Origin of the sequence: Labilibaculum sp., from assembly GCF_963664555.1 — a bacterium.
Taxonomy (GTDB): Bacteria; Bacteroidota; Bacteroidia; order Bacteroidales; family Marinifilaceae; genus Labilibaculum.
Genome location: NZ_OY761461.1, coordinates 3,496,799 through 3,521,282 on the forward strand (window position 1 = coordinate 3,496,799; position 24,484 = coordinate 3,521,282).

Here is a 24,484-nt window from a genome sequence, read left to right on the forward strand (position 1 = left end):
TTAAAATCAATTCTTAGGTGTGAAGAAAAGATTTGATTGGCTCAAAACAGGCCAGAAAAGCAAGGAATCCTAATGCGGCAATAATAATTCCTGAAATTTTGTTGATCCAAAACAATTGTTTCAATCTGAATTTCTTTCGGAATATATTAATAATGGTCGACAAGGTATACCACCATAAAGCTCCTCCCAACAACACTCCTAAAATCAGAAACAATTCAATTCTCAATGTCGGATTGCTTCCAAAAATAGAGGCTCCGGCAAAAACCGCTACAAAAACAAAAACTGCAATCGGATTCGATGCAGTAAGAAAAAATATAGAGACAAAATCACCCAGCATTCCCTTTTTACCTGTTTTTTTTGCTCCTCTAATCTGCTTTATAGGATTTGTAAAAAAGATTCGCAACCCTACATACACCAGAAAAATACTGCCAATCAACTGCAGGTAGAATTCCTGTGTTTTAATAAAACTAAGCACCATTCCCAAACCAAAAGCTGCAACCGTAGCATAAAACATATCTGCAACAGCAGCACCCAAGCCTGAAATAAAACCAGCCAAACGACCTTTCTGAATGGTTTTTTGAATAATTAACACCCCTATCGGACCTAATGGTATAGAAACCATTAACCCCACAACTATCCCTTTAAATAAATATTGAAAATCCAATTACAAATCTTTTTCAGTTAACAAAATTGCCTGCAAAGGTCGTAAAATATATGCTAAAAATTGACATCTTCTGATGAAAATCTTTTCATAATCGTTTCGTCATTAAACTCCTTCGACAATGATTCAATCACTTTTATTGGCACATCGAACAAATCAACAACGATCAAACCATCCAGACAATCATTAAAATTTGGGTCGATATTAAACCCAACAATCCTGGCATTCAGAGAAATATACTTCTTAAGAAGTACAGGCAACTTATCATTCGTGATCTCAAAATCGCCAATTAGCTTATCTAATTTATTGATATCATTCTTAGCCATTTCCAATAAAATATCCACATCCAGATCTTTTATTTTGACCTTAAACTTCTTTCTTGATTTAATGTACTGTCCTAAATCGTAATTGAAATAATTCCGCATAATAAATTTAATGATCAAATCTTTCGACAAATCAGAATACTTATTGCTGATACTCACAGGACCTATTAAATAACGTGACTGAGGATTTTTAAGTAAGAAATACAGAATCCCTTTCCAAAGCAAAAAAAGAGGCATTGGCTTTTTTTGATATTCTTTCACAATAAAAGAACGCCCCAACTCCAATGATTCATGCAAAACAGGCTGAAATTTCCTGCTCATGCGGAACAGACTTTGCAAATAAAAACCTTTCAATCCATACTCTGAAAGAATTTCATTTCCCTTACCTACCCGATAAGCCCCGACAATCTTCTTCAACTCCTCATCCCAAATAAAAAGCTGATGGTAATACAAATCATACTCATCAACATCAATGCCCAGGTTTGTTCCTTCGCCAACTTCCCGAAAGGTAATTTCCCGAAGACGTCCAAGCTCTGTCAAAACATGAGGCAACTTGGAAGAAGGTGCACAATAAACGGTAAAATTACTGCTTTTGAACAGCAAATATTCCTTAGGAAGGCTTTCCACCTCACTTTGGATAATCTCTGGATTTACAGGAGGTATAATGTCTTCAACCTTCGCAATTTTTTCCTTGCGTTTGAATTGATAAAACTTTTTCACTTCAATTGGTGTCCCCAGCATATATGTCTTTGCGCGCAAAAAACGACCATACTGATTAATATCTGTGAATCCTTTCTGATCTTTTACCGAAATCGGATTTCCGATACGGATCCGAACCGTTTTATTCTTTTTATTTAATAATTCCGATGGCAATTTCACAGTTCGAAGTGTAGGATGAATCATCCCCAGCAAATGGAAAATCAAACTATTGCTTCCCTGAAAATAAATTGGCACAACAGGCACATCCGCTTTCTTAATAAACTTAAGAATGGATGGCTGCCATTGCTTATCGGTAATATTATTTGTGTGGGACTGATAGGACGAAACCTCTCCTGCAGGAAATATCCCCAAGGGGAAACCGTCACTTAAATGACGTAGTCCTTCTTTGATACCACCTGTACTGGAAGCTACGCCTTTTCTTTCCTCAAAAGGATTTACCCCCAGAAAATAATCTTTAATCGGCTCAATTTTTTTCAACAGGAAATTAGCCATTGCTTTAAACTCCGGACGCACCATGCAGATCAGCTTAATCAAAATTAAGCCATCAATTCCCCCAAACGGATGATTTGATATTGTGATGAACGGACCTTCCTTGGGTATGCGTTTTAACTCTTCCCCGTCAAATTCAAATTTAATTCCCAAATCGTCTAGTAAGGCATCAATAAAATCAATGCCATCCTTGCCGCAATTTGCCGAATACAAATCATTCAATTTATTCAACCGAAGAATATACATTAACAATTTGGCGAAACTTTCACCACCAAACCAGCTTAGGCTCTCACTAGCTTTTAATAAATCTTTTGGATCAACCAACTTCATATGTAAATACGTTCTAAAAAGGTTGTCCCGATAAATACCGGGAGTGACAAACCAAATCAATTACCATCCAAATTAAGACGATAGAATGAATTGGTATTTATCTATATTTTTTTTGTTTCAAAGTCATTACTATTTTCGAAAAAGCCCGCATTGTTCAGCCCCCTTAACCGAGCCCAAAGTATCAGACCTTTTCAACCGGATAAAAATAGTATTATTTATCAATACTCCGGTTCATTATTCAATTAAAAAAACTAAATAATTACTGTTAATTACAAAGACTGATCCTGCCAGTACCCATCAGCAAAAACACGAACTGACTTAAACCCAATATCTTTGAGTAAACTCACAGCTGAATCGAATCCTGAAACCAATTCATCCAGCTGATGAGCATCGGTGCTGATTGTAACAGGTACCGCATACTTTTTACATTCTCTCAAAAAATAGGAATCAGGGAAAAACGAATCAGACTTTTTCTTGTAAATCCCTCTGGTATTGACTTCAACGATAGTTCCGGAATTCCTGATCGCTTTAATTGTCTGATCCAACAAATCAACATACCATTTCTCATTTTCAGAAAAAAACCGGCCTTTATTGTTCATTTTCACCTTATCAACATGCCCGACAATATCTGGTTTCTGAGTTTCAATCATTTCAATGATCTGATTGTAATAAGCTGTGACAGCTTTTTGAACATCCCCGTCAAACAAAACCTCAATGCCATGAATGTAGTTTGTATCCGGTCCATCAAGAAACCAAAACCCGGAATCAGACTTAGCTTTCACCAGATGAACCGAACCGATTGTATAATCCAAGCCAGCCTCTTTTTTCAACTCCTTAAAAGATTTTGTCGCTTCGGGAATATAGTCAATCTCCAAAGACAGGTAAATCTGTATTTTTGACCGGTACTTTTGCTTCAAGGCCTCCACTTCAGCCGTGTATTCCTTTAAGCTTTGCAATGGCATACTCCACGGCTCATTTTGCGCCAATGGTGCATGAGAAGAAAATCCGATTGCATTCAAACCAAGCTCTATAGCTCTTTCAACAAATTCTTCCGCTGTGTTTTTACCATCGCAAAAGATCGTGTGGGTGTGGTATGAAAAATAATTCATCTGTCTGATTTTAGTCAGGCAAAGATACTTCAAGGTATCAATATCACAAAGCCATACCGCAATATACATCAATTATTCAGCCTTAATCAAACAACAAACAACGCATTTTTAATTGCTGCGAAATTTATTATTTACTGAGATAAAAATCCTTCTTTAAAATCTTTATAAATAATACTATCTTTGCAATAATTTTAAGACATATGACTGAGAACAACAAACTGCACATAGATAAGTGGCTTCCAACATCGGCTAAGGAAGTAAAAGAAAGAGGTTGGGAAGAATTGGATGTAATTCTATTCAGCGGTGATGCCTACATTGATCACCCTTCGTTTGGAGCTGCTGTTATAGGACGGGTTCTGGAAAACGAAGGCCTGAAAGTTGCTATTGTGCCACAACCAAACTGGCGTGATGATTTACGTGACTTTAAGAAACTCGGACAGCCTAAATTATTCTTTGGAGTGACAGCAGGCAATATGGATTCTATGGTCAATCATTATACCGCGAACAGAAGATTGCGGCATGATGACGCTTATACACCCGATGGCAGACACGGCCAAAGACCTGACCGCCCGACAATTGTGTATTCTCAGATCCTGAAAAAACTATACCCTGACACCCCCATACTAATTGGAGGAATTGAAGCTTCATTAAGGAGGGTAACTCATTACGATTATTGGGATAATGAACTGAAACCAAGCATCCTTTGCGAAAGCAATGCCGATTTATTGGTTTATGGAATGGGCGAAAAACCCTTAAAAGAAATTGTTCGCCTAACAAAAAAAGGAGTACCATTTTATTCTTTGACCAATATTCCACAAACGTCTTTTCTTGTTGCCCAAGATGAAGTTTATCCCACAAAGAAAACGTGGCAGGATCAGAAACTCTATTCACATGAAGATTGCCTGAACGACAAGAAAAAATTCGCAAGTAACTTTCGGTACATTGAGATGGAATCGAATGCAATGATGGCAAAGAAACTCACTCAAGACTATAAAGATCAGACCATTGTTGTGAATCCTCCGTACCCGGTGATGAACGAAAAGGAAATGGATGAAGTTTACGACCTTCCCTATACCCGATTGCCGCATCCGCGATACAAAGACAAAAAGATTCCTGCTTTTGATATGATTAAATTCTCGGTAAACATGCACAGAGGATGTTTTGGAGGCTGTTCATTCTGTACCATATCTGCCCATCAGGGAAAATTTATTGCCAACCGATCTGAAAAATCGATATTGAAAGAGGTTGAAAACATTACAAAGATGCCCGATTTTAAAGGTTATCTTTCAGATTTAGGAGGCCCTTCTGCCAATATGTACCAAATGAAGGGGATTTTCGAATCGATCTGCAAAACCTGCAGAAGACCTTCATGCATCCACCCGGATGTTTGTCCAAACCTGAACACCAATCATCAGGCAATGCTTGACATTTACAAAAAGGTTGATCAGGTTCCGGGAGTTAAGAAATCGTTCGTTGGCAGCGGTATTCGTTATGACCTTATTCTACATCAGACTAAAGATGATAAAATAAATAAATCGAACCGGGAATATGCTACCGAATTGATTAAAAATCATGTGTCGGGAAGATTAAAAGTTGCTCCGGAGCATACTTCCGATGATGTTTTGAATATGATGAGAAAACCATCCTTTAATTTATTTTACAAACTGAAGGCTTTGTTCGACGACATCAACAAAAAGGAAGGTTTGAACCAGCAACTAATTCCATACTTTATTTCAAGTCACCCGGGAAGTCAGCCAACTGATATGGCCGACCTTGCTGTAAAAACAAAAGAACTTGATTTTAAACTGGAACAAGTTCAGGATTTTACCCCAACACCAATGACTGTTGCTACAGTAATCTACTACTCTGGTTACCATCCCTACACATTAAAAAAGGTATTTACGGCCAAGAGTGAAAAGGAAAAGCTGGCACAACGAAAATTTCTGTTCTGGTACAAAAAAGAGTATCGCGAAGCGATAAAAACTGAATTGATAAAAATGGGCAAAAAAGACATGCTGACCAAACTTTTTAAATAGTTAAGCAACTATAAGCAGCTGTTTATAACAAATATGAAGAGGTTTGAATGCCTCTTCTATTTATTTGCGTATATTGGAGAAACCAACTCTAACTACTTTGCATGACTAAATTTTACTTACGAACTTCTACTGTTGTTACACTGATTATTCTCGTTTTTATTGTTTTCGGGTGCAATAAAAACCAGGCAGACAGAGCCAATGGCAATGCCATTGAATTGATGAAAAAACAGAAATATACTGAAGCTGTTAAAGAATTTTCTGCAATTGTTAAAGAAGATAAAAACTACCTCCCGGCCTATTACAACAGAGCAATCTGTTACTCTTTCCTGAACAAAAACAGAGAAGCAATTAATGATTTGAATTTTGTGATCTCGAAACAAAAATTTGATGAAGAGACCTATTTCAACAGAGCAATTCTCTTTGAAAATCAAAAGAAATATGAGGCAGCGATTAAAGACTACAATCATTTACTCACCATAAACCCCAGAAACATTCAAGCATTGCATTTTCGCGGCATCTGCAGGTACTACATCAAAGATTACTCCGGAGCAGTAACTGATTATAATTTGGCTATAAAATATGGACTAAACTCTTCGGGTGTGTACTACAACAAAGCGGTTGCGCTGGATTGCCTGGAACAATACACCAAGGCAATAAAATACTATGACAAGGCAATAAAAATTGACAGCAAATTGGAACGGGCCTACTTCGCCCGGGGAATTGCCAATTTGAAAAACGGCAATAAAGAAGCGGCCATCTCAGACATCAAACAATCAGAAAAATTAGGGTTTAAAAAAGCGACTAACGTACTCAGGGAAATTACCGGTTGATCATTCAATTTCCTTAAATAATTTTCCCTGCCAAGAGTTTCTTTCCACCAACCTCTTGTCTAGTTTATCAACAAACTCAAAATTCTTAACGCCCCACTTCGGTGCTATCAACCATCCTTTTGGCGCCTGATTTATGAACCGTTCCAAACTTACCCTTGGATTGATTCTCTCAATCACATCGACAACAAAATCCAAATACTCCTCCATTTCGAACAAATAGAACTTCTCAGGTTCCACCTCATATTCTTTGGCCATTATTGTATGATTGAGAATTTGCAGCTGATGCATTTTAAGCGTATCAATTGGCAGGTTTGATAATTTCACAGCATGATCAATCATCATTTGCGGTGTATCGAACGGAAGGCCGTTCACCAAATGGGCTCCAATATGAATTCCACGCCCCGAAGTTCTCATTATGGTTTTTTCCGCTTCCTGATAGGAATGCCCACGATTTATAGCTTCCAAAGCACGGTCATTCAATGATTCGACACCATACTCAATACTGATATAATAATCTTTTGCCAATTCTTCCAGATAACTCAAAAGAGAATCGGAAACACAGTCGGGTCGGGTACCAATAACCAAACCAACTACTTTCTCATGAGACAAAGCCTCCCCGTAAATTTGCTTTAAATGATCAAGTGATCCATAAGTATTTGAATAAGCCTGAAAATAAGCCAGATAATACTGAGCTTTGTATTTGCTGTTGAAAAAATCAATCCCCAATAGGATTTGCTCTGTGATTGTTTTTTTAGGACTACAATAAGCCGGATTAAAACTATTGTTATTGCAATAGGTACAACCACCTATTCCTTTGCTTCCATCACGGTTGGGACAAGTAAAACCAGCATCTATTGATATTTTTTGAATTCGTTCCGAGAAACGTCTTTTAAATGAACTTGGAAAATCATTATATCTTTTATTATTCCCCCACTGAAATTGCTTATCTGTCATACCTATTCTAATTTAGCGCAAAAATACAAAAGAAATTGATTCCAGTAAATTGATTCACATTAATTGGAATTCATCAAGATAAGTTGCCAGCTGAAGAATCAGACAGAATTCAAAATTAAAATGCTGTCATGCAGGTTTCTTCCAAAAATTACTGCATTATTGAAACATTAAATCCCTACTATAATTGTATTTTTACATTCAAAACTGCAAAGCATTGCATAAGTATTTTTTTTATTTAATAGAATGAGCGTTTCATTTATAGAAAGTATTCTTTATATTGCCTGTGACACTTTATTAAAACTTTAAACATGTTTTCAAAACAAGACCAATCTCAATTCAAGGCCAAAGCCATTGATATTAAAACCATTGAAGAACAACTAAACAACTTCAGGACTGGTTTTCCTAAAATGAAATTAAAGAAGCCTGCCACAATTGATGACGGAATATTGCAAATTGGTGATGATGAACAGGATATTTATCAAGAAGTGTTTACAGCACATGTCAAAAACCTTTCATTGCTAAAATTTGTTCCTGCTTCGGGCGCCGCCACCAGAATGTTTAAATCGCTGTACGATTTTTTGAACACTTATCAGGACACCGAAGATGAATACCTAAAATTCCTTTGTCACAAAGGACCGGAAACCATGTTTAACTTCTTTGACAGAATTGAAGATTTTGCTTTCTATGGCGATCTTCGAAATATTGTTTCGGAAAACAATATGGATTTGGAGAAGATGATTGATAAAAATCAATTCAAGCAAATTCTGGCCATGCTCCTAACACGAAAAGGTCTTAATTATGCCAGTCTTCCTAAGGGATTGTTGAAATTCCACAGGTACAAACATTTTTCCAGAACAGCTTTTGAGGAACATTTGGTTGAGACTCTAAATTACGCTAAAAACTCCAAAGGAGATGCACAAATTCATCTTACGGTATCAGAAGATCACAAAGAACTATTTGAAGATCGTTTAGAAAAAACCAAAAAGACTTTTGAAGAGAAATATAACGGCAAACTAAATGTAACTTATTCTGTTCAAAAATCATCAACCGACACCATTGCCGTTGATATGAACAATGAACCATTCCGAAATGAAGACGGCACGATCCTGTTTCGTCCGGGTGGACATGGTGCGTTGATTGAAAATTTGAATGAGCTGAATGCTGATATCGTTTTCATTAAAAATATTGACAATGTTGTTCCTGATCGCTTAAAGGAAATAACTTATAAATTCAAAAAAGTTTTGGCAGGCATTCTTCTGGAACGCCAATCATTTATTTTTGACTACTTAAGAATTCTTGAAGAAGACAAAGACATTTCGCAGAACACTCTTGATGAAATGCTTGCCTTTTTAGAAGATAAACTTTGCACAAAAGCACCGGCCAGTCTTAAAATCGAAGATCCTGAAAAACTGAAGAAATACCTGTTTTCCAAATTCAACCGTCCTATTCGTGTCTGTGGTATGGTTAAGAATGAAGGTGAACCTGGTGGAGGGCCATTTTGGTCAAGAAATTCAGATGGATCTGTTTCTCTTCAAATTGTTGAAGGGTCGCAGATTGACAAACAAGACGTCCGCCAAACTAATATTTTGGAACGCTCCACTCACTTTAACCCTGTAGATTTGGTTTGTGGAATTAAAGACTACAAGGGGAATAAATTTGATTTGAATTTGTTTGTTGATAAACAAACCGGTTTCATCTCTCAAAAATCACACAATGGCAGTGATCTTAAAGCCATGGAATTGCCAGGTTTGTGGAATGGTGCCATGTCTGATTGGAATTCTGTGTTTGTAGAAGTCCCAATCGTTACTTTTAATCCTGTTAAAACAGTATTTGATTTGCTTAGAATTGAACATCGCAATTTATAATTAACAACGGCCTCCTGATAAGAGGCCGTTTGTTTTGGACAAAATCCTGTAAAAACAGAAAATCGGATTAACTTTTGTTAATATCTTACATCTTGAATATTTTAAAATTAATCCTATTTTTGCAGTGCAATAATCATTTTAATTTGATAGATGATAGAGAATACAGAAAACTATCTTGATGATGATGCGCTTACTTTGGTAGGCCGGTTCGAAGAAATGATTAAAGCTGAGACGCTTTACTATTTCGATGTTCATGAATTTGAAAGCATCATTGATCACTATACTGAGAAGGGCAATCTTTTAGAAGCTGTAAAAGTTTCTAATATTGCTAATAAACAGCACCCCGGTGCCATTTCTCTCCAAATTAAAAAAGCTCAGATTTTAGTTGACCGGGAACAGTATCTCGAAGCACTTTCCATTTTAAAGCACATACAGGGTATCGAATCTTCCAACAAGGAGATCCATTTACTTAAAGGGAATATATACAACCATTTAGGAAAACCTGAGCTTGCCAAAATACAATTCGATAAGGCTCTCCAGATAAGTTATGAGAATCGTGAAGATTTACTTTTCAGAATTGCACTTGCTTTCGAGCAATTGAGTCAGTTCGACCTTGCGATAGATTATTTGGAAGAAGCACTGGAACTGGACGAAGAAGATTCAGAAGTTCTTTTTGAATTAGGTTATTGTTATGAGAAAATTGGTGAGGACGATCAAAGCATCGCGGCTTATGAGCAATTTTTAGAGCTAAACCCTTTCTCAGACAACGCCTGGTACAATCTGGGAATCATTTTCAACCGCATGGGGAATTTCCCAAAAGCTGTTGAAGCCTACGAATTTGCACTAACGGTAAATGAGCAGCATAGCAAAGCCTATTTTAACAAAGCCAATGCTCTGGCTAATCAGGGACTTTTCGAAGACGCAATAAAATGCTACACCGAATACCTGGAGTTTGATGATGATCACGCTTCAACCTATTCGTATATTGGTGAATGTTTTGAGAAAATGGACGAATACGAGCAAGCCTTAATCAATTACGAAACAGCCATCAAAATTGATGAGAATTTAGCCGATCCTTGGTTTGGAATGGGACTAATACTCATGTATCAGGATAAAATTGATGAGTGTTTGGTTTATCTTGAAAAAGCTAAAAAATTAGATGATACCAATTCAGACTATTGGTTTGCCCTGGGATCAGCTTACGCCAGAGCCAACTCGCCTCAAAAGGCAGTTCAGGCATTTAGAGAGGCGATTGATCTGGATCCTTTCGATACCACTTATCCAATAACTCTCGCTGAATATTATCATCAAAATGAAAATGAAGAAACAGCTATTGATGTATTGTTGGAAAGTCTTGCCCAAACCCCAAACTGTCCTCAATTGCTAAGTAATTTAGCGGCTTACTATGCAATAACGGGTGACATCAAGTCTTCGGAACATTATATCAGACAAGCGATCGATATCGATTCTGAAAACATTAACGACATCTTTATTCAATTTCCTGAATTGAAGAAAAATAAAAACTTCACCAAACTAATCAAAGCAAATCAGTAATTGCCTTTGAGACCAATAAAACAAGCACAACAAAATTATACTATGCCCAGAAAAATAAAAGACTACCTTCTTATTGCCTTTAAAGGAATGGGGATGGGAGCAGCAGATGTTGTACCGGGAGTTTCCGGCGGCACAATCGCATTTATTACCGGTATTTACGAGGAATTAATTAACAGCATTAAATCCATTAACGCAAGTGCTGTAAAACTCCTCTTTCAATTCAAACTGAAAGAATTCTGGCAGGCAGTTAACGGAAATTTTCTGTTGTCATTGATCTTCGGAATTTTTTTAAGCTTTTTGTCCTTAGCGAAACTCATCAAGTATTTTCTTGCCGAACAGCCGATTTTAATCTGGTCTTTCTTCTTTGGGTTGATTGTTGCATCTGCAATTGTAGTTGCCCGTAAAATAACAGAGTGGAAATTACGGACTATTATAGCAATGCTTATTGGTATCGGAATTGCCTATATGGTAACTGTTGTTACCCCGGCAGAAACCCCTACCTCCTACTGGTTTCTCTTTCTTTCGGGAGCATTGGCAATTTGTGCGATGATTTTACCTGGAATATCAGGCGCCTTCATATTGCTCCTTTTGGGCAAATATGAATACATCCTAAATGCCATCAGTTCTTTTAAACTGGATGTTGTTGCTGTAGTTGGCGCCGGAGCTGTAATAGGCCTCTTAAGTTTCTCAAATCTGCTAAGCTGGCTGTTAAAAAAATACCACAACATGACTATCGGTTTGCTGGCTGGTTTCATGATTGGATCTTTAAATAAAGTTTGGCCCTGGAAACAAACCATCTCCACCTTTATTGACCGGCACGGAGTTGAAAAACCATTGCTGCAGGAAAATATACTGCCAAATACATTCGCAAATATTCTTGAACAGGATTCACAATTGATATTTGCAATTCTTTTGGCTATTGCCGGATTTCTATTAATTTGGATGATGGAAAAATTTTCTCCGGAATCAAAAACAGAATAAAATGGATACATTCGGAATTCTTGGTTTCCCTCTGGGACACTCTTTTTCAAAAAAATTCTTTACGGATAAGTTTACCAAAGAAAATATAGACGCTTCTTTTTTAAATTTCGAACTTTCCAATATTCAGGATTTCCCTGCTATATTGGAGCAACATCCCGACTTAAAAGGATTCTGTGTTACCATTCCCTACAAACAAGATGTAATTCAATTTCTCGATGATATTGATCCTTTGGCAGAAAGAATTGGTGCTGTAAATTCCATACAGATTATCCGTGAAAATGAACAATTTAAATTAGTCGGATACAACACCGATATTCATGGATTTACCGAATCGCTGCGTATTTTTTTGGACGGCGCGAAACCAAAAGCATTGATATTAGGAACTGGCGGGGTTTCAAAAGCTGTAGCCACAGCATTTGAAGAAATGGATATTGAATACCAATTTGTATCCCGAACTGCTTCCGACAAATGCATCAGCTACGAGATGCTTTCCTCTGTGGTTATTAGCAATTACCATTTGATTGTGAATTGTACTCCGTTGGGAACTTTCCCCAAAGATGATACCTGTCCGGATATCCCATACGAATACCTTACAAAAGATCATTTTCTGTACGATGTAGTTTATAATCCTGCCGAAACTCTCTTCATGAAAAAAGGAGCAGAAAAAGGAGCTAAAACTCATAATGGTTTAAAGATGCTTCACTTACAGGCCGAGAGAAACTGGGAGATTTGGAATAGCTAACTCAAAGAATCTCACATTCCTTTGTATTGTAAATTCACAATACAATTCGTCATAATATTATTTGATCAAATGTTGGGTTGGTGCGACAGCTGCATTAAAGCATACATTTTGTTTATGTAGAATGCTTTTCATAAATTCACGAGCTAAAGTAAACAATTCCTTAATCAGGCAAACCAAAGATTTCCAATTTTGGATATTTACAATTCAACAAGGAATTATATTTGCAATACTTAGTAAGCAGATCATATGTCAGACAATAAAGACAAAATAAATCAGCTTTTCGAGATACAAGAAAAGCTTCATAAAAAACAAGAGGCTCTGTCGAATGAGATTAGTGAATTACGACATGAAATTATTCGTCTGAAGAACAGCGAAACCAAACCTCTTGCAGATAAAGAAGAGACGCAGATTTTGAATGAGTCTCTTCTTGATAATCTGAAAAACATTGCATCTCCAACAGAGCAGGAAAAACCCAAAATTGAAACTGCAAAAACAATTGTAACTCCTCCTGTAACCAATCAACCTCCAAAATCGAAATCCGATCTTGAGAAATTTATTGGTGAAAATCTGATCAATAAAATTGGGATTGCCATTACCATTATTGGTGTGGCGATAGGTGCCAAGTATTCCATCGACAATGATCTTATCAGTCCTTTAACCAGAATAATTCTGGCTTATTTAACGGGAATTGGTCTGTTGGGTTTTGGTATAAAACTAAAAGCGAAATATGAAAATTACAGCGCCGTTCTGGTGAGTGGTGCCATTGCAATTCTATATTTCATCACCTATATGGCCTACAGTCTGTACGATCTGTTTCCGCAGGCATTTGCTTTTATTTTAATGTTGATTTTCACCGCATTCACAGTTATTGCTGCGATCAATTACAACAAACAGGTAATTGCACATATCGGTTTGGTAGGTGCATATGCGGTTCCTTTTCTGCTAAGTGACGGCTCAGGAAAAGTGGCAGTACTTTTTACTTACATGACCATTATTAACATTGGCATTCTTTTCATTGCATTCAGGAAATACTGGAAAGCATTACAATACTCCTCCTTTTGCCTTACCTGGCTAATCTTTTTCTCATGGTTCATGGGAAAATACGAAACCAGCGAACACTTTGTACTGGGAAGCAGCTTTCTGATCGTATTTTTTGCAATCTTTTACCTGCAGTTCCTTGCTTACAAATTGGTTCGGAAAGAAAAATTCAACAAAGGCAATTCTCTGCTTATCGTATCCAACTCCCTTATCTTTTTTGGCCTGGGGTATTCTATTTTGTCTCTTCACCAGACAGGGCAACATCTATTGGGATTGTTCACCCTTATCAATGCTGTTATTCATAGTATTGTCAGTACAATCATTTACCGGCAAAAACTTGCAGACAAGAATATTTTCTACCTGATATCAGGTCTGGTTTTACTGTTTATCACGATTGCCTTCCCTATTCAGCTGGATGGCAACTGGGTTACTCTGCTTTGGTCCAGTGAAGCCGCTCTGCTCTTTTGGATTGGCCGAACCAAAAAAATATCCATATACGAAGCAATGTCTTACCCCTTAATGGTACTGGCCTTCTTCAGTATTTTGCAGGACTGGACTACAATGTACAACACCTACCTTGTGGATGATCCGGAAACCAAAACCGCACTTTTTTTGAATGTTAATTTTTTAAGCTCATTACTGTTTATTGCTTTTTTTGCACTAATCAACAAACTGAACAACAACATCAAGTACCCAACCTTATTAGCTTCCTGGATAAAAATCACAAAACTATTATCCTATGCTATTCCCCTTATCCTGATATTTACAACTTACTATGCCATCCGATTGGAAATTGGCAATTACTGGAATCAGCTAATAGAAGAATCAGCACTAAACATACAGGCTGTAGGAGAAGAATATTCTCATTACTATAAAAACTACGATTTAAAAGAATTTAAAACGATTTGGATCATCAATTACTCATTACTGTTCTTCTCAATTCTTTCATTTGTAAATATCCGGAAATTAAAAAATAAAAAACTGGCGTTTGTAAGTATCGGATTAACAATACTTACACTCACCGTATTTTTAACCCAAGGATTGTACTCGCTAAGTGAATTAAGAGAAAGTTATCTGACTCAAAGTTTATCGGAATATTATCAACGGGGAACCTTCAATATCATTATCAGATACATCTCATTAGCCTTTGCCGCGATTGCACTGGCAGGTATATTTCTTCATGTAAAAGAAGAATTGAATACAAAAAGGTACAGAATAGCATTCGAATACCTGCTTAGTACCTCCATTCTATGGATATTTAGCAGCGAGTTGCTGAATTGGATGGACATAAGCGGATCGACTCAATCCTACAAGCTTGGATTAAGCATACTTTGGGGGTCGTATTCCCTACTCCTGATTGCTTACGGCATCTGGAAGAATAAAAAACATGTGCGGATTGGTGCAATTGGATTATTTGCACTTACATTGGCAAAACTCTTCTTTTACGACATCTCGCATTTGAGTACAATCGCAAAAACCATAGCATTTGTTTTATTGGGAATACTTCTTTTGATTATTTCGTTCCTGTACAACAAATACAAGAGCAATATGACTGAGGAAGAAATCTAAAACAAAAAACACAATTTATTTTTAGTTGGTTTCGCTTAAATATTCTATTAAACTTACTCTCATGAAAAATAAGGCCTGTTTCATACTATTGCTTTTTGCATTTACCAATTCCTTTGGCCAGCAGAATAATTTCAACTTCAAAAGAGAAATTATTGGTACAAATGATCAATGGCACAAACTGGAACTACCGAATGAAATTCTAGCGAAGCTTTCCCCGAACCTGAACGATATCAGAATCACAGGTGTTTCTGAGCAAAATGACACGCTTGAAGCACCCTACATTATACATTCCACCGAAGATCAAATAAAAAATGTAAATGTTGACTTTAAATTATTGAATCAATCGAGGGATAAAAACGGCTATTACTTCACCTTTAAAGTTCCCACCTCAAATTCAATAAATCAGATTCAGTTGAATTTTGAACAAGAGAATTTCGACTGGAAAACAAGTCTTGAAGGAAGTCAGGATCAACAAAATTGGTATACTCTTGTCGAGGATTACAGAATACTATCCATTAACAATGCACACACCAATTATCAGTTTTCGAAACTTAATTTCCCGAATGCCAATTATTCTTTTTACAGAATAGGAATTAAAAGCGCAGAAAAACCGAAGCTGAAAAGTGCAGCATTATCTCTTACAGAGATTGTAAAAGGAAAGTCGCGTAATTACAAAATAAAGAAAATAAACACCTTTGAAAACAAAAAGCTTCAACAGACTGAGGTAGACATTGATCTGGAATCACCCGTTTTGATAAATGATCTTAAAATCAACATTCGTGAATCGTTTGATTATTACAGGCCGGTTCACATTCAGTATGTAACGGATAGTACCCAAACCGAACAGGGATGGAAATACAACTATCAAACCCTTGCTTCGGGCACGCTCAACTCCATCGAAAAAAATAAGTTTAAATTCAATAACACCCTGGCTCAGCATGTAAAAATCATCATCAAAAATTCGGACAATGAGGCGCTTAGCATTAGCAATATTGAAATAGAAGGCTCTATTTATGAGTTAGTGGTTCGGTTTTCGAAACCCGCCAAATATTTCCTGATCTATGGAAACAGCGATGCACGAAAACCACATTATGACATCTCCCGATTTTCAGACAACATCCCCCAATCAATCACAACACTTGCCCTTGGTGATGAAGAAATAATTACAAAATCCGAATCGCCTAAAGCGGAACCCCTTTTTGCCGATGAAAAATGGTTGTGGGCGGTTATGGCTCTCATCATACTAATTCTTGGAGGCTTCACTCTAAAAATGATGAAAAAAACGGACGAAAGAGAAGTTTAAATTTCACTTGCCCGCAAATCTTTTTGTGCTTTTCTGCAAAAAAATAAGCTCCTTCCCTAGCTGTTCATTCAAAACACAACGGTTTACTCATTTTTTTCTGAAAGCAAACTTTACTTCCGGTATTTTTTGCTAATCTGTTTGCTTTTCATAACTTCGGAAACGCTTTTGCTTTACCTGAGTAGGAAATAAACTCTCCTGCAAAACAAGACTTGCATTTTCAGTGAAAAACAGAGAGTTTCCATCTCAAAAACAGAAGCCTGCAACAAACAACCGATAAGTAATTTAAAGAGCTTAGCACTTTGCTGATATTATTGTGTTTCAGGCAAAGCCAACGCACGAAGAAAAATAATATACAATGATAGAAATACCAAAACCACTTATAGAACAAATAAAGGAAGGAAATGTAGTACTTTTTCTAGGGGCTGGTGCCTTAAAAGGAGCAATCCATAAAGATGGAAAAGATGCGCCATCTGGTCCTCAATTAGCAGAATTAATAGCAAATAAATTCTTAGAAGAAGGCTTATCAGATTCTTCTTTACAAATGGTTTCTGAAATCGCCATGTCGGAAACTAGTCTTTATCTGGTCCAAAAGTTTATAGCTGACTTTTTTGATGGTTTTGAACCTAATGATTTTCATAAAAAAATACCACTATATAGATGGCAGACGATTGTTACCACAAACTATGACCTTGTTATAGAAAAGGCATATAGTCAATGTGATAATCCTAAACAAACACAAGTCAAATTTGTACGTGATGAACGAATTAATGACAAACTTAAAACGGTCAATGACCTACCTTTTATAAAATTGCATGGTTGTATTACTATAATTAATGATCCAGGGTTGCCGTTAATATTAACCACAGACCAGTATGTAACTCATAAAAAAAATAGGACTCGACTTTTTGAGAGAATTAATGACTTAGCTAGGCAATACACCTTTTTATTTGTAGGACATAGTTTAGAAGATAGTGATATTCGGGAAGTACTCCTTAATTTGGGCAATGATTTAACAGCTCGAATGAGATCGTATATTGTTACTCCAGATGTTAAACCTGCATTGGAAAGATATTGGGGAACAAAAAAAATCACAACATTAAGTTGTCGCTTTTCAGAATTTATGGATGAACTAGAGAAAAAAATTGATACAAACTCTATACCCGATGGAAACTCATTAAATATTCATGCTAATAGTGGTCATCCTGTACTGCAAAAATTATTTAACTCTTCACGTAAACCAAGTGAGATTCTAATAAATTTCATATCTAACGATATAATATACCCTAAAAAATCTCATCTCCAATTTGAGCCAATTTTAGCTAATGAGTTTTATAAAGGTAATGTCAATAGTTTTGCCCCAATTGCAGAAGAGTTTGATGTGAGGCGCCAAATAGAAAGTGGAATACTTTCTGAAGTATTTGTTGATGTTGGTAAAGAAGATTTTAGCATCCATGTATATAGTATTCTTGGACACGCAGGTTCTGGTAAAACAGTTTTTCTAAATAGGCTAGCATGGGAAGTGGTTAATACTCTAAATAAAAACTGCTATATTCTAAAGAAAGATATTCTTTTAGATGCCGACGCTGTTCTTGAACTATACTCTTTATTAAAGGAACGCATTTATTTGATAGTAGATAATGCAAATTATAATGAAGTTGAACTCAACAACTTAATTGAGCGAGCCAAAAAAGATAATGTTCCGTTAACCATTCTGACAGCTGAAAGAACAAACATATGGAATGTCGAATGTGGTAGAATTAAAAATCACGTAGAGCATTCTTATCGTTTACAATATTTAAGTGAAAAAGAAATTGATGATTTACTTGATTTACTCGATATGAATAATTGTCTAAATCATCTAAAAGGAAAATCTAGAGAACACCAGCGAAAGGAGTTTGGTGAACAGGCAGGTCGTGAACTCTTAGTTGCACTATATGAAGCAACACAAGGAAAATCTTTTCAGGAAATTGTTTACGATGAATATCAGTCCATCCCAGATGAACAAGCTAAAAGTATTTATTTAACAATCTGTTTACTACATAGTTTAGGCTCGTACACAAGAGCGGGGTTATTATCGCGTGTTCACAGCGTAAATTTCGACGATTTTAAAACGAAATTCTTTGCCCCACTTGAGTATTTAGTATTTAGTAGACGAGATTATTATATTAATGATTTTGTTTACGAAGCACGACACCAACTAATAGCTGAATTTGTTGTCAATAATGTTTTATCAAATGAGCAACTGCGTTATGATGAGTATATCAAGCTATTAAATAACCTTGATATCGATTATGATTCTGATAGGAAAGTATTTTTGTTTTTAACAAATGCAAAAAAACTGCTTAGATTTTTCAAGTCGCCTGATAAAATTAGAAGGATATATGAAATGGCTAAAGAACAAAGTTATGAGGATGCCAAATTATATCAACAAGAAGCTATTTTTGAAATGGAAAGTAATGGAGGTAGTATTGATAAGGCTGAAAAACTTCTATATAAAGCAGATGAACTAACTGATAACAAAGATCCTTTAATTAGACATTCATTATCAGAGCTTCTTTTTACTAAAGCAAGTAATGCAAAAACAAGTCTAGAACGTAAAAAATTGCTCAATGAAGTAGATAAACTGTGTCAAAGTCTAATAAAAAAACGAAACTTTTCTGCCCATCCTTTTCATACTGCAATAAAATCAAAACTACTTTTAATAAGTGATTATATAGAGAATTCTGAAACATTTGCTCTTGAAAAGTTAATTAAAGAAACAGAGAGTTTAATATCACTAGCGATTCAACAATTTCCTGATGAACCACATATTATAGAAGCAGAATCTCATTTTAATACATTGATAAATAATGAACCAAAGGCACTTTCTTTATTAGAAAAAGCATTTGAGGTCAATAAAAATAGCCCATATCTATCTAAACGTTTAGCTTCTGTCTATGAATCAAATGACAGTCTAGATAAAGCAATCTCAACAGTTAAGGCAACTTTAAATACAAATGCTGGCGATAGAGATTTGAATTTTAAACTCGCACTTCTATTAATCAAAAAAGACGAAGAAAATGAATTACCAAATATCAAGCATCATCTTCGTAGAAGCTTTTCGCCAAAGGATAATAGATATCATGCTCAATTTTGGTATGCTCGGGCTTTATATTTATCAGATGAGATACCTGATTCCCAAAAATCTTTTGATTTATTGAAATCAGCCAATTTAGACCCTAAAATAAAAACTAAACTTAGAGGTTTTATCAAAGACAACGATAATTTAAAAATCTTTAAAGGTGAGATTTATAATTTACACTCAAACTATGGATTTATAAAGCGAGATGGATTAGGTGATACAATTTACTTCTTTATGCATGCATCAGCATTACCAGATGATGAACAAGTCGATTTTGCAGATAATTTGTTTGACAATTTAAGGCGTGGGGCAAGAGTTGAGTTTAATTTGGGATTTAACTATAGAGGTCCTATAGCAGTTAATCTAAAGCCTGAATAGCCATACACATTAAGTAAACACACAAATCAACCCTTCATCCAAATTTGCTAAAGTACATGTCCCACAAACATATGGACAGACTGAGTGGGTAAAGCACGAAAACCTAATCAAGGAAACTGCCCCGCCAGCGATTACTGGCGGGGAAAACCTCTCACTCCAGACACTTCGCAGGCTCAGCATGAACCAATCGGGACTCGCATACCGAGCTTCGTCAAACAGAAGAAATAAATGCCTCACACCAAAGACCACCCCAAGTGGTCTTTTTTTTATGCCCCACTATCCCCTCAAACCCCCCATTTAACAATACTTCCCACACATACACACAGTCTCATTTCAAACAGCCCAGTACACATACTAAACATTTTATTTTTATTATCCATTTTTATTGTTTACTTTCAATACCGACTTACAACTCAACACAAACTTATTGAGCTGCAATACGAATTCAATGAGCCTAAGGAAAGAAAAACAATAAAATGACCGAAAACACAAACAGTTTCAACCCAATACATATCGACAATTTCGATAAACCGGAGGTAGCACCTCCACCAAGAAACATCAATACAAATCCGCTCGATTTTTCATCAAATACAGCTGTAGCAGACCTTCAGCAACTCGAAGAAATACAAAAGCAACCCGAAGAAGAACACAATCAACCGGAAGATGTGCAGGAGCAACGCGAAGCAATGCTTGAGCAACGGGAAGAAGAGCTTGGGAAAGCAGAAGAAATGCATGAGAAGGTTGAAGATGTGCTAAATCAATCAGAAGAACCCCCACAACTAATATCAACAAATAAAACAAAATCCAAAATGACATCAAGAAGAAAAGGATCCGAAACCGACACCCTCGAACAATACAGAGTGGCGCTGACAAATGTAGAACAACAACAGGAAATTGCTGCTGCAATGACCGGATTCGGTTACGATACGGCTGCCATAGCCGAAGGCAAACTATTGTATGAAAATATGCGAAAAGCTTACGACCTCAACAAACAGGAAGACAACGAAACACTTGAGAGTAAAATCAATCTCGATGCAATCACCGAAACTGTTGCTGAAGATTATTCGCTGGATCGTAAAAAAGCAAAAGTAATTTTCAGAAACGATCCTCTTGTTTTGCATAAATTAGCCCTATCAGGTGCTGCACCCAAAGCCTATATCAAATGGGTCGAATGCATGAAAACATTCTACAATGGGCTTGCTGCAGAACCAGAATTAATCACTAAACTTTCAAAATTAAAATTTAGTGCCGAAGACGCAGAATCCCGACTTGCAAACATACAAGAATTAGAATCTGCACGTTCGCAGTATTTAAAAGAAGCTGGTGAATCGCAGGAAGCAACAAAAGCAAAAGATACAGCCTTTGCCGAAGTAGACAAATGGATGAGTGATTTTTATGCCGTGGCAAAAATCGCCATGGAAGACAAACCTCAGTTATTGGAATCACTTGGCCTTTTGGTACGTAACTAATACCCTTTTTAACTACATACAACTAAACTGGATTCAAAACCCATATTCATCTGAGTATGGGTTTTGTTCTGCAATTGTAATATCTCTGCTGCCGCATTAGAAAAAAACAATCTGAATTGCAGTAATCGGGAAGTTGAGAACTTGTCCTTAGTTTGTATACTATAAGTTTAATAAAACCAAAATAAATAAGAAGTAAAAGAGCGCACCACCCCGACATTCAAAAATTTGTTGGTCCCCATAGATGAAGAGGACGATAAGAACAAAATTCCATGAGAGAGGAACGAACGAATATTATTTTGTTCCGTCATCAAATCGTGATGGGTAACAAAATTTTTGCCGTCTAGTCTTTTTGATTCTTTTGTGATAATGACAAAAGAATAGCCCGTCCGGCTTGAGGACACAAAAATTAAATTCCTCTTGCCCTCAAAGCATTCCTAGATGCTCGATCCACCAATGTAAACAACTGATCAACCTGATCTTTCTGCCTGAAAACTTTGTGTCCTTTCACCTTCACAAATTCGCAAGTTAAACGATCGGTCAGTCTGTAAAATTCCTGATACAATTTGTGGTTGGCGATCAATTTTCCATTTTTGGAACAATAGCCGTTTTTTTCAAAACGCTCTCTCCTCGCAGGCAAACCAATAATATTCTGAGAATCGGTGTATACAATTACATGGCAATTGTCCGAATCAATTTCATTCAGAGCCGATAATAAAACCTGCAGCTCCAGTTTTGTAGAAGAAGTATTTTCGAAACGATTCAGTTTTACCAGAGTTTTAGCTTCATCCAGTGAGACATTCAAATCCTGTAAAAGAAGAACGGCTCCAAAACCAATTTTAGATTGCGGATTTACACTTCCATCGGTAAATAAAAAAAGCTGATTACTCATCTTCTATTCTTAAACCATCCGGATACTCAATTTTGGCGAGAAACAAGCCATGACCAGGCACCGAAGAACCTGCATTCGATCGGTTCTTGCTTTCAATCACCTCACGAAAACCAGCCAAATCCATTTTTCCCCGTCCAACTTCAATCAAAGTCCCAACAATGGCACGAACCATATTACGAAGAAAGCGGTCGGCCTTAATCGTGAATACCAGTTCATCATCCGTCTCCATCCATTCAGCTATCGATATCCTGCAGTTGTTTGTTTTTACATCTGTATGCAATTTACTAAAGCTTGTAAAATCGATGTATTCGAACAGAATTTTTGCCGCCTCGTTCATTTTCGAAACATTCAGCTCATGCTGATTTTTCCAATGCGACTCCATTCGAAACGGATTTTTATGCTTGGTAATTTTATAATGATAAGTTCTGGAAACGGCATCGAAACGGGTATGTGCATCAGATTTCACCCGAAACACTTCACGAATGGCAATGTCATGAGGCAAAAAACGGTTCAGTTTAAAAGCCAACTTTCCGCAGTCGAACCGACAGTTTTCATCCACCTCGAAATGAGCCATAAAATCGCTGGCATGCACACCTGTATCCGTTCTTCCGCAGCCAACCACATTTATTGGCTGATTTAAAATAGTAGACAAGGCCTTATTTAACTCCTCCTGAACAGAACTGGCATTCGGCTGAATCTGCCAACCATGATAGTTTGTTCCTTTATAACTTAGGCGAATAAAATATCGTTTCTTCAATTCAAATAGTATTTTCTGATTCTCCCCAAAAGTAAGCATTTTTACCAAGCCCAAAAATGAAAGAACTAAGGAAAAAAGAGAACACACTTTCTACTATTAGACAATAACTGCTAAGACTAGTCAATTAGGAATTAGCTTTGACACTTTATTCTTGTAACTTTATACTTTACACTTGTTCCCAGGAGTCTCCCAAAACCATTAACAATTTTTAACGGGCATGCATTTTCATAAAACACTCAAAGGTTTATCTTTGTAAAGGTTTTCTGAAAAATCAGATTCTTTTTATGTAAATTTTTCAAGTAATTAAATATATTTCTAATGATCCAAACAGTTGATATCAAAGAACTAAATGAACGCATCCAAAGAGAAAGTTCCTTTGTGGATATGATTTCTATGGAAATGAACAAAGTTATTGTTGGTCAAAAGCACCTTGTTGAAAGCTTATTGATAGGATTACTTTCGAATGGTCATATATTACTGGAAGGGGTTCCCGGACTGGCAAAAACACTTGCAATCAGCACACTTGCAACTACCATAGAAGCTGAATTTAGCCGTATTCAGTTTACTCCTGACCTGTTGCCTGCCGATTTGTTGGGTACCATGATTTACAGTCAGAAAAAAGAAGAATTTGTAGTAAAAAAAGGACCTCTTTTCGCCAACTTTATTCTTGCTGATGAGATCAACCGTGCCCCGGCAAAAGTACAGGCTGCCTTATTGGAAGCCATGCAGGAGCGTCAAATCACCATCGGCGACACCACCTATAAATTAAAAGAACCGTTTTTGGTTATGGCCACTCAAAATCCGATTGAGCAGGAAGGAACTTATCCTCTGCCGGAAGCACAGGTGGACCGTTTTATGCTGAAAGTGGTGATCAATTACCCTAAAAAAGATGAAGAGCAGCTAATTATGCGTCAGAATCTTTTGAAGGTATTTCCAAAAGCCGCTCAAATCTTAAAACCGGAAGACATTAATAAAGCACGTGATGTGGTTAAAGATGTTTACATGGATGAAAAGATTGAAAAATACATTGTAGACATCATTTTTGCAACCCGTTTCCCTGCCGATTACGGATTGGAGCAATTCAAGGATATGATCGCATTTGGCGGATCGCCCCGTGCCAGTATCAGTTTGGCCGCTGCAGCAAAAGCTTATGCCTTTATTAAACGCAGAGGTTATGTAATTCCTGAAGATATCCGTGCCGTTTGTCATGACGTACTGCGTCACAGAATTGGATTGACATATGAAGCTGAGGCAAACAATATCACCAGTGAGAACATCATTAGTGAAATCCTGAATACTGTTGAAGTGCCATAGTAATTATCAATTAGTAATTGTTAATTAATAATTATTCATTCGTAATTAAACT

17 protein-coding genes are annotated in these 24,484 nt (G+C 36.6%); 11 read left to right on the forward strand and 6 right to left on the reverse strand.

Features of this window, described 5'->3' with window-relative positions; genetic code table 11:
* Positions 1-13: 13 nt before the first annotated feature.
* The 3 genes from ACKU4N_RS13935 to ACKU4N_RS13945 all read right to left on the reverse strand — a co-directional run bounded on the left by ACKU4N_RS13935 (position 14) and on the right by ACKU4N_RS13945 (position 3,632).
* Positions 14-664, reverse strand: coding sequence for a LysE family translocator (locus tag ACKU4N_RS13935; RefSeq protein WP_321317267.1), 651 nt, complete (start codon positions 662-664; stop codon positions 14-16).
* Between the two features lie 53 nt (positions 665-717).
* Complete coding sequence (locus ACKU4N_RS13940) at positions 718-2,523, reverse strand: bifunctional lysophospholipid acyltransferase family protein/GNAT family N-acetyltransferase (protein WP_321317268.1); 1,806 nt, start codon at positions 2,521-2,523, stop codon at positions 718-720.
* Positions 2,524-2,792: 269 nt separating this feature from the next.
* Complete coding sequence (locus ACKU4N_RS13945) at positions 2,793-3,632, reverse strand: histidinol-phosphatase (RefSeq protein ID WP_321317270.1); 840 nt, start codon at positions 3,630-3,632, stop codon at positions 2,793-2,795.
* A 200-nt stretch (positions 3,633-3,832) separates the two neighbouring features.
* Between ACKU4N_RS13945 and ACKU4N_RS13950 the strand changes: the two genes are divergently transcribed.
* Entirely contained in the window at positions 3,833-5,668 is a 1,836-nt protein-coding gene (locus ACKU4N_RS13950; RefSeq protein ID WP_321317272.1) for a YgiQ family radical SAM protein, read from the forward strand.
* A 101-nt stretch (positions 5,669-5,769) separates the two neighbouring features.
* On the forward strand, positions 5,770-6,498 hold the full coding sequence (locus tag ACKU4N_RS13955; protein ID WP_321317274.1) for a tetratricopeptide repeat protein: 729 nt from the start codon (positions 5,770-5,772) through the stop codon (positions 6,496-6,498).
* On the opposite strand, the gene ACKU4N_RS13960 is transcribed toward ACKU4N_RS13955, so the two are convergent.
* Positions 6,499-7,452: a tRNA modification radical SAM protein MnmL/YtqA gene (locus ACKU4N_RS13960; protein WP_321317276.1), complete on the reverse strand. Its 954-nt coding sequence runs from the start codon at positions 7,450-7,452 to the stop codon at positions 6,499-6,501. It abuts the gene before it with no gap.
* Positions 7,453-7,760: 308 nt separating this feature from the next.
* On the opposite strand from ACKU4N_RS13960, the gene ACKU4N_RS13965 reads away from it, so the two are divergent.
* The 8 genes from ACKU4N_RS13965 (at position 7,761) to ACKU4N_RS14000 (ending at position 21,472) form a co-directional block, all read left to right on the forward strand.
* Entirely contained in the window at positions 7,761-9,317 is a 1,557-nt protein-coding gene (locus tag ACKU4N_RS13965; protein ID WP_321317278.1) for a DUF4301 family protein, read from the forward strand.
* 150 nt (positions 9,318-9,467) lie between these two features.
* The gene (locus tag ACKU4N_RS13970) at positions 9,468-10,871 is read left to right on the forward strand and encodes a tetratricopeptide repeat protein (RefSeq protein WP_321317280.1); all 1,404 of its coding nucleotides are present in this window, start codon (positions 9,468-9,470) and stop codon (positions 10,869-10,871) included.
* Positions 10,872-10,913: 42 nt separating this feature from the next.
* Positions 10,914-11,852 carry a polyprenyl-phosphate transporter gene (locus ACKU4N_RS13975; protein WP_321317282.1) on the forward strand — a complete coding sequence of 313 codons (939 nt, stop codon included), beginning with the start codon at positions 10,914-10,916 and terminating at the stop codon, positions 11,850-11,852.
* Between the two features lies 1 nt (position 11,853).
* A complete protein-coding gene (locus ACKU4N_RS13980) occupies positions 11,854-12,594 on the forward strand; it encodes a shikimate dehydrogenase family protein (RefSeq protein ID WP_321317284.1) in 741 nt (246 codons plus the stop codon).
* Positions 12,595-12,840: 246 nt separating this feature from the next.
* On the forward strand, positions 12,841-15,201 hold the full coding sequence (locus ACKU4N_RS13985; protein ID WP_321317286.1) for a DUF2339 domain-containing protein: 2,361 nt from the start codon (positions 12,841-12,843) through the stop codon (positions 15,199-15,201).
* 61 nt (positions 15,202-15,262) lie between these two features.
* Positions 15,263-16,504, forward strand: coding sequence for a DUF3999 family protein (locus ACKU4N_RS13990; RefSeq protein ID WP_321317288.1), 1,242 nt, complete (start codon positions 15,263-15,265; stop codon positions 16,502-16,504).
* Positions 16,505-16,859: 355 nt separating this feature from the next.
* Positions 16,860-20,003, forward strand: a complete 3,144-nt coding sequence (locus tag ACKU4N_RS13995; protein ID WP_321317290.1) for a P-loop NTPase — start codon at positions 16,860-16,862, stop codon at positions 20,001-20,003.
* 476 nt (positions 20,004-20,479) lie between these two features.
* The gene (locus tag ACKU4N_RS14000; RefSeq protein WP_321317292.1) at positions 20,480-21,472 is read left to right on the forward strand and encodes a PQLLE family protein; all 993 of its coding nucleotides are present in this window, start codon (positions 20,480-20,482) and stop codon (positions 21,470-21,472) included.
* Positions 21,473-21,878: 406 nt separating this feature from the next.
* On the opposite strand, the gene ACKU4N_RS14005 is transcribed toward ACKU4N_RS14000, so the two are convergent.
* Entirely contained in the window at positions 21,879-22,361 is a 483-nt protein-coding gene (locus tag ACKU4N_RS14005) for a ribonuclease HI (protein WP_321317294.1), read from the reverse strand.
* On the reverse strand, positions 22,354-23,118 hold the full coding sequence (truA, locus tag ACKU4N_RS14010) for a tRNA pseudouridine(38-40) synthase TruA (protein ID WP_321317296.1): 765 nt from the start codon (positions 23,116-23,118) through the stop codon (positions 22,354-22,356). The genes ACKU4N_RS14005 and truA overlap by 8 nt, the downstream gene beginning before the upstream one ends.
* A 384-nt stretch (positions 23,119-23,502) precedes the next feature.
* Here truA and ACKU4N_RS14015 point away from each other — a divergent pair, with 384 nt between their 5' ends.
* Entirely contained in the window at positions 23,503-24,432 is a 930-nt protein-coding gene (locus tag ACKU4N_RS14015; RefSeq protein ID WP_407937249.1) for an AAA family ATPase, read from the forward strand.
* Positions 24,433-24,484: the final 52 nt, after the last annotated feature.